Source organism: Allobosea sp. CER48, from assembly GCF_044752385.1.
Taxonomy (GTDB): Bacteria; Pseudomonadota; Alphaproteobacteria; order Rhizobiales; family Beijerinckiaceae; genus Allobosea.
In genome coordinates this window covers 1-7054 of record NZ_JBIWYK010000146.1, presented here as the reverse complement: position 1 = coordinate 7054, position 7054 = coordinate 1, and the positions used below count along the sequence as shown (strand labels likewise).

8 protein-coding genes are annotated in these 7054 nt (G+C 66.9%); 3 read left to right on the top strand and 5 right to left on the bottom strand.

The window, feature by feature from the left end:
- Together ACIPIA_RS07710 and ACIPIA_RS07705 are read left to right on the top strand one after the other, a co-directional pair.
- Positions 1–437: EamA family transporter (locus ACIPIA_RS07710; RefSeq protein WP_400508234.1), on the top strand; the 437-nt coding region annotated here is incomplete at its 5' end.
- An 8-nt stretch (positions 438–445) separates the two neighbouring features.
- Complete coding sequence (locus tag ACIPIA_RS07705; RefSeq protein ID WP_400508232.1) at positions 446–1624, top strand: multidrug effflux MFS transporter; 1179 nt, start codon at positions 446–448, stop codon at positions 1622–1624.
- Between the two features lie 18 nt (positions 1625–1642).
- Here the strand turns inward: ACIPIA_RS07705 and ACIPIA_RS07700 are convergent, their stop codons facing one another.
- Positions 1643–2509, bottom strand: a complete 867-nt coding sequence (locus tag ACIPIA_RS07700) for an NAD(P)-dependent oxidoreductase (protein WP_400508230.1) — start codon at positions 2507–2509, stop codon at positions 1643–1645.
- A 165-nt stretch (positions 2510–2674) separates the two neighbouring features.
- Between ACIPIA_RS07700 and map the strand changes: the two genes are divergently transcribed.
- Positions 2675–3427 (top strand): type I methionyl aminopeptidase, encoded by a 753-nt coding sequence (map, locus tag ACIPIA_RS07695; RefSeq protein ID WP_400508229.1) that lies wholly within the window; start codon positions 2675–2677, stop codon positions 3425–3427.
- 6 nt (positions 3428–3433) lie between these two features.
- Here map and ACIPIA_RS07690 read toward each other — a convergent pair whose 3' ends face one another.
- The 4 genes from ACIPIA_RS07690 to ACIPIA_RS07675 form a co-directional block, all read right to left on the bottom strand.
- The gene (locus ACIPIA_RS07690; RefSeq protein ID WP_400508227.1) at positions 3434–4150 is read right to left on the bottom strand and encodes an ABC transporter permease; all 717 of its coding nucleotides are present in this window, start codon (positions 4148–4150) and stop codon (positions 3434–3436) included.
- Positions 4147–4875, bottom strand: coding sequence for an ABC transporter permease (locus ACIPIA_RS07685; protein WP_400508225.1), 729 nt, complete (start codon positions 4873–4875; stop codon positions 4147–4149). Before ACIPIA_RS07685 ends, ACIPIA_RS07690 begins: the two co-directional genes overlap by 4 nt.
- A gap of 74 nt (positions 4876–4949) precedes the next feature.
- Positions 4950–5723: a transporter substrate-binding domain-containing protein gene (locus ACIPIA_RS07680; RefSeq protein ID WP_400508223.1), complete on the bottom strand. Its 774-nt coding sequence runs from the start codon at positions 5721–5723 to the stop codon at positions 4950–4952.
- 198 nt (positions 5724–5921) lie between these two features.
- The coding region (locus tag ACIPIA_RS07675) for an MFS transporter (protein ID WP_400508222.1) at positions 5922–7054 on the bottom strand (1133 nt) is incomplete at its 5' end.

The following is a 7054-nucleotide window of genomic DNA, read 5'->3' as shown; positions in this document are numbered from 1 at the left end:
TGATCAGCGTCGTCCTGACCGCAGCCCGCGATCTGGCGACGCGCATGATCGGCCCGGAAGTGCCCTCGACGATCGTCTCGCTGACGACGACCATACTCGTCGGAGCGGTCGCCGCGGGATATGGCTTGACGGAGACGTGGCTGCCGATCTGGCGCCACGAGACCTTCTATGTGCTGCTGGCCTCTCTCCTGGTGACGGGTGGCACCTTCTTCATCATCAGCGCCTTCCGCCGCACCGATGTCGGCGTCATCGCGCAGTACCGCTACACGATCATCGTCTTCGCGACGCTGCTCGGCTACGTCGTCTGGGGCGACGTGCCCGATCTCTTCGCCATTCTCGGGATTGGCCTGATCGTCGGCAGCGGGCTCTACACCATGCATCGCCAGCGCGTGCGCCCCGACTCCAACCTCAAGATCACGCGAAAGCAGGCGACATGACGGCCGGGATGGTCAAACCGACGCTCGCCATCCTGGTCGCGATCTCCGCCCTCCAGCCGATCGCGCTCAACCTTCTGGCACCGGCCACGCCGGCCCTCACCCGCCATTTCGCCTCGAATTATGCCACGATCCAGCTGACTTTGACGCTGTTCCTGGTTTCGGTGGCGCTGACGCAGCTCGTCATCGGGCCGCTTTCGGACCGCTTCGGCCGGCGCCCCTGCGTCAATGCCGGCGTCGCCCTGTTCGTCGCCGGCTCGGTGGTGGGTGCATTCGCGCCATCGACCCACACCCTGCTCATCGCCCGTGTGCTGGAAGGGGCCGGGGCCGGCGCGGTCTTTGCGCTATCGCGCGCGATCATCCGCGACACGGCCAACCGCGATCAGGCCGCGAGCCAGATCGCAACCGTGACGATGGTGATGGTCGTCGCCCCGATGCTGGCGCCCTGGCTCGGCGGCCAGATCGAGACCGTATTGGGCTGGCGCGCGATCTTCTGGTTCATGAGCGTCTTCGGCGCATGCGTCCTGGTGCTCACGCTCGCCCGCCTGCCGGAGACCGCTCCCAATGTCGGCGCGCAGAGTTCGCTGCTCGACGTCTTCCGCGCCTTCCCCGGCCTGATCGGCAATCGCGACTTCCTGCTCAACGTCGCGGCCGGGACAAGCGCGTCCGCCGCCTTCTTCGTCTTCATAGCCGCGACCCCCTTCATCGTGGTCGAGACGATGGGGCGCGGCTCGGACGTCTATGGCAGCTACTTCATCCTGAATGCGCTCGGCTACATGATCGGGAATTTTATGATGTCGCGCTTTGCCGTGCGCGTCGGCACGGCAAAGATGGTACGGCTCGGCCTGGTGATTTCCTTCGTCGGAACCGGCGCGGCTCTCGCCCTGTCCCTCTCGCCCTGGTGGTCGCCCCTGACGCTGTTTCTGCCGCTCGCCGTCAATGCGATCGGCAACGGGCTGACCATCCCCGGCGCCACCGCCGAAGCCTTGTCGGCGCGGCCGGAACTGGCGGGCTCCGCCGCCGGCCTGCTCGGCGCCAGCCAACTCGGGATCAGCGCCGCACTGACCGTGCTGATCAGCTGGCTCGTTACTGTCTGGCCGCAATCGATGAACCTGCTGGTCTGGCTGCTGATCGCGGGCGGCCTCGCCGCGGTCGGCTTCGTCCGTCAGCGGCGCGGCCCGGCTGCCTGAACCGGGCCGCCTTGATCGTCAGCCTTCGAGACGGGCAATCAGGCTGGACGTGTCCCAGCGGTTGCCGCCCATCTTCTGCACCTCGGCGTAGAACTGGTCGACCAGCGCCGTAACCGGCAGTTGCGCGCCGTTGCGACGGGCCTCGTCGAGGACGATGCCAAGATCCTTGCGCATCCAGTCCACGGCGAAGCCGAAGTCGAACTTGTTCTGGTTCATCGTCTTGCCGCGGTTCTCCATCTGCCAGGAACCGGCGGCGCCCTTGGAGATGACCTCCAGCATGGTCTCGACGTCGAGCCCCGCGCGCTTGGCGAAATGCACGCCCTCCGACAGGCCCTGGACGAGGCCGGCGATGCAGATCTGGTTGACCATCTTGGTCAGCTGGCCCGACCCGGCCGGGCCCATCAGGCGGCACATCCGGGCGAAGCTGGCGATCACCGGCTCGGCTCGGGCATAAATCTCGGGCTCGCCGCCGCACATCACGGTCAGCACCCCGTTCTCCGCACCGGCCTGGCCGCCCGAAACGGGCGCATCGATGAAACCGAAGCCGCCCTGCTTCGCCGCCTCGTAGAGCTCGCGCGCGACATTGGCGGACGCCGTGGTGTGATCGACGAAGATCGCGCCCTTCTCCATACCGGCAAAGGCGCCGTTCTCGCCCGTCGTCACCGAACGCAGATCGTCGTCATTGCCGACGCAGGCGAAGACAATCTCCTGCCCCTTCGCGGCATCCGCCGGCGTTGCGGCCGAGACGCCGCCATGCTGGGCGACCCAGGCCTGCGCCTTCGTCGGGTTGCGATTGTAGACGGTGACCTCGTGGCCCTTGGCCTTGAGATGACCCGCCATGGGATATCCCATCACGCCGAGACCGATGAACGCGACTTTGGCCATGCTGCTCTCCGCTTGCCTCTTGTAGCTTTACAGCGGGCTTAGCCTGCTGGCTGCTGCGAGGGAAGCGCCGTCAGGACCAAGGCGGCATGCGTGGCTTTGCCCGTGCCAGCCCGCCATGCACCTGCCCCGGTTGCGCGCGGCCTCCCGAACGCCTAGCTCCGGAGCATGACGATATCGAACGATGACGAACTGCAGGCGCTCAAGGAGATCGGCGGTATCGTCGCGCGCACGCTCGCCGCCATGGGCAAGGCGCTCGAACCCGGCATGACCACGGCGGAGCTCGATGCGATCGGCCGCCACTTCCTTGAACGGCAAGGCGCGCGCCCGGCCCCGGAACTCGCCTACGATTTTCCGGGCGCGACCTGCATCAGCGTCAACGAGGAGATCGCGCACGGTATCCCTGGCGATCGGCGTATCCTCGCGGGCGACCTCGTCAACATCGACGTCTCGGCGGAAAAGAACGGCTTCTTCGCGGATACCGGAGCGTCCTTCGCCGTGCCGCCCGTCAAGCCGAAGCTCGAGCGGCTGTGCCGCGACGGCCGCCGCGCGCTCTGGGCCGGCATCGGGCAGGTCGGCGCGGGCAAGCCCCTCGCCGGCATCGGCCAGGCGGTCGGGCGCTTCGCCAGCAGGAACGGCTATACGCTGGTGCGCAACCTGGCGAGCCATGGCGTCGGCCACTCGCTCCATGAGGAGCCGACCGAGATTGCAACCTGGCCCGACCGCAGCGAGCGCCGGGCCATGACGAACGGGCTCGTCTTCACCGTCGAGCCGTTCCTGTCGCTCGGTGCGGACTGGGCCGAGAACAGCGAAGGCGACCGCTGGACCCTCTACAGTGATCCGTACGCACCCACGGTGCAGTACGAGCACACGGTGGTGGCGACGCCGCGCGGCGCCGTCGTCCTGACCTTGCCCGGCTGAACGGCTTCAGCGCAGCGCCATGTGCCGGCTGAGCCTGAGCTCCACCCGGTCCCAGACGCGGCGGATGATCTCGACCAGCACCAGATAGATCAGCGCCGCATAGAGATAGATCGACAGGTCGAATGAGCGGGCGAAGGCAAGCCGCGTGGCGCCCATCAGGTCGAACAGCGTGACCAGCGAGGCGATGGCGCTGGCCTTGATCATCACGATCAGCTCGTTGCCGAGCGGGCGCAACGCCAGGATCATCGCCTGCGGCATGATCACGAGACGAAGCGTCGCCCAGCGATGCAGGCCAAGCGAGAGCGCCCCCTCGAACTGTCCGCGCGGGATGGACTGGATCGCGCCGCGGAGAATCTCGGCCTGATAGGCGGCCGTATTGATCGTGAAGGTCAGCAGCGCGCAGTAGAACGGATCGCGGAAGAACCACCACAGGCCGACATCCTGCCAGAACGGGCGGAACTGGCCGAGGCCGTAATAGACGAGGAAGAGCTGGCAGAGCAGCGGCGTGCCGCGGAAGAAGGTGGTGTAGCCGCTGACCAGCTTGCCGACCCAGGGCGCGCCGTAGAGCCTGGCGACGGCAAGACCGAAGGCCATTGCGAAGCCGAGCAGCACCGAGAAGAAGACCAGCTCGACCGTGATCCAGAGGCCGGAGGCCATCCGGCATCCGTAGTTCTGCAGGACTTCGCTGCCGACGAACCAGCCCGGGTACTCGCACCAGTTCATCGCGTTGCGCCCCCGAAAGCGGCGAAGCCGCGATTGGCACGCCGCTCCAGCCCGTCGATGGTCCGGGCGGAGATGAGCGAAAAGACCAGGTAGATCATCATCGCCGCGCCGAAGAACAGGAAGGGCTCCTTGGTCACCACATTGGCGCGCGTCGTGATGAACATGATGTCCGGCAGGGTGATGACCGAGACCAGCGAGGTCTCCTTGAGCAGCACCATCCAGTTGTTGCCGAGGCCTGGCAGCGCGACGCGGACGAGTTGCGGAAGCACGACCAGGCGGAAGGCCTGAGCTTTGCTGAGGCCCAGCGCCGCCGCCGCTTCACGCTGGCCCTTCTGGATCGAGTTCAGGGCGCCGACCCAGACCTCGCTCGAGAAGGCGGACAGGACGACGCCGAGCGCGACCATGCCGGCGACGAAGGGCGGCATGCTGAAGGAACCGGGCAGGCCAAGACGCTGCCAGAGCTCCTGCAGCAGGATCTGGATGCCGAAATAGATGATGTAGAGCGTGAGCAGTTCCGGCACGCCCCGGAAGATCGTGGTGTAGAGCGTGGCGATGCCGCGCAGCAGCGCATTGTCCGAGCGTTTGCCCAGCGCGACGAGGAGTCCCAGGGCAAGGCCGAAAGGCAAGGTCGCCAATGCGATCGAGATGGTGACGGCGGCGCCTTGCAGCAGGGCCCAGCCCCAGCCTCCGGGGCCGAAGCCGAGCAGCGCGAGTTTATCGAGCATGGGGATGCCGAGACAGGAGAAGCTTCTGTCCGCCGGCCCGGCCGGGCCGGCGGAAACGGTTCAGGACGGCCGGCTCAGTCGTACTTGAACCACTTGTCCTCGAGCTTCTTGTGCGAGCCGTCGGCCATGGTCTCGGCAACGGCCTTGCTGATCATCTCGCGCAGCTCGGTATCCGACTTGCGCACGGCGCCACCGACGCCGGGGCCGTGGATCGCGTCGTCGCGCTTCACTTCAGCGATCTTCCTGCAGCAATCCTTGCCCTTGCCGCGGAGGAAATCGGAGAGCGCGAGCGCGTCGGCGACGATGTAGTCGAGGCGGCCGTTGAGCAGGTCGAGATTCGCCTCCTCCTGCGTCGGATAGAGGCGGATGTCGGAGTCCTTGTAGAACTTCTCGAGATAGTTGGCGTGGATGGTGGAGCCCTGCGTGCCGACCGACTTGCCCTTGAGCGCCGCCGGCGAGATGTCGTCCGACTTGGTGCCCTTCGGCCCGATCGCCCAGATCGGCGTCTTGCTGTAGACGGCGGTGAAGTCGACCCGCTTCTTGCGCTCGTCGGTCGCGTTCATGCCGGCGAAGATGACATCATACTTGTTGGCGAGCAGAGCCGGGATGATGCCATCCCAATCCTGCACCACCCAGGTGCACTTCACCTTCATCTTCTCGCAAAGCAGATTGCCGTAATCGATCTCGAAGCCCTCGAGCTCCTTCTTGGCATTCAGGTTGTTGTAGGGCGGATAGGCGCCTTCCGTGCCGATCCGAATCTCCTTCCACTCCTTGGCCTGCGCGAGAGCGCCTGTCGCACCGGCCAGCGTCAGCGCCGCAGCGGCGACGAAACGAACGAAACCCTTCATGGAACCTCCCGCAGTTTCGGAGCCGCCGGCTTTACTGTTGTCCCGGTCCGGCTCCGCTGCGACAGATTGGGCGCAGTTTCGCCCGACCCGCAAGAGGGGCAGGCGCAGCTTTTCGCGGCCCACCCCGCTCAAAGGGCCGGCAACCCGGTCAATACTGCCAAAGGAGCAGACAGGCCCGCGGGGCCTCGCGCGAACGGCTCAGCGCCGCGCGTCGATGACCGCAACGACCCAGATCGCGAGGCCGCCCAGCGCCAGCGCCGCGCCGACCCAGCCGGTCGAGGTCCAGCCGAAGCCGGCGGCGATCGCCGTGCCACCGAGCCAGGGGCCAAGCGCGTTGGCGGTATTGAAGGCGCTGTGATTCAGCGCGGCGGCGAGCGTCTGCGCATCGTCGGCGACGTCCATCAGGCGGGTCTGGAGCATGGCGCCGAGCCCGCCCCCGCTGCCGATCATGAACACGACCAGCGAAACCGCCCAGATATTGCCTGCAGCGAACGGAAAGGCCGCGAGCCAGAAGGCGCTCCACAGCAGCAGGCCCGCCGTGGCGGGAACGAGCGCGCGATCCGCCGCCCAGCCGGCGAACAGCGTGCCGACGGTCAGCCCCAGCCCGAAGACGGCGAGCACGACCGGCACCAGCGCCGGCGAAGCACCGGTCACCGCCATCAGGGTCGAGGCCAGATAGGCGTAGACCGCGAAGAGGCCGCCGAAACCGATGGCCCCGGTGCCGAGTGTCAGCCAGACCTGCCTGCGCTTCAGCGCACCGAGCTCCCGCAGCGGGCTGGCACCGGGCTGGACCTTGTCGCGCGGCGCGAAGAGCGCGATCAGCAGGACGGTGAGCAGTGCTAGCGCGGCAACGATGGCGAAACCCGAGCGCCAGCCGAGAACCTGCCCCATCCAGCTCGCCGCGGGAACACCGAGGATCGTCGCGATGGTCAGGCCCAGCATCACCCGCGCCACCGACTGCGCCCGGCGGTTCGGCGGCGAAAGCGAGGCCGCGACCAGCGCCGCGACGCCGAAATAGGCGCCATGCGGCAGGCCGCTCAGAAAGCGGAAGGCCAGCATCCAGTGGTAGCTCGGAGCCAGCGCGCTCAGTCCATTGCCGACAGCGAACACCGTCATCAGGCCGATCAGCAGGTTGCGGCGCGGGACACGCGCCGCCAGCACGGCGATCAGCGGTGCACCGACCACGACGCCAAGCGCGTAGATGCTGATGACATGCCCCGCCGTGGGCTCATCGATGCCGAGGCCGGCCGAGAAATAGGGCAGCAGGCTCATCGAGGCGAATTCTGTTGTTCCGATCGCAAATCCACCCATCGCAAGCGCAAACAGGACGA

Excerpts from the sequence above, each read along its gene's own strand:
- ACIPIA_RS07705 (WP_400508232.1), top strand. The coding sequence starts at position 446 with ATGGTCAAACCGACGCTCGCCATCCTGGTCGCGATCTCCGCCCTCCAG.
- ACIPIA_RS07700 (WP_400508230.1), bottom strand. The coding sequence starts at position 2,509 with ATGGCCAAAGTCGCGTTCATCGGTCTCGGCGTGATGGGATATCCCATG.
- map (WP_400508229.1), top strand. The coding sequence starts at position 2,675 with ATGACGATATCGAACGATGACGAACTGCAGGCGCTCAAGGAGATCGGC.
- ACIPIA_RS07690 (WP_400508227.1), bottom strand. The coding sequence starts at position 4,150 with ATGAACTGGTGCGAGTACCCGGGCTGGTTCGTCGGCAGCGAAGTCCTG.
- ACIPIA_RS07685 (WP_400508225.1), bottom strand. The coding sequence starts at position 4,875 with ATGCTCGATAAACTCGCGCTGCTCGGCTTCGGCCCCGGAGGCTGGGGC.
- ACIPIA_RS07680 (WP_400508223.1), bottom strand. The coding sequence starts at position 5,723 with ATGAAGGGTTTCGTTCGTTTCGTCGCCGCTGCGGCGCTGACGCTGGCC.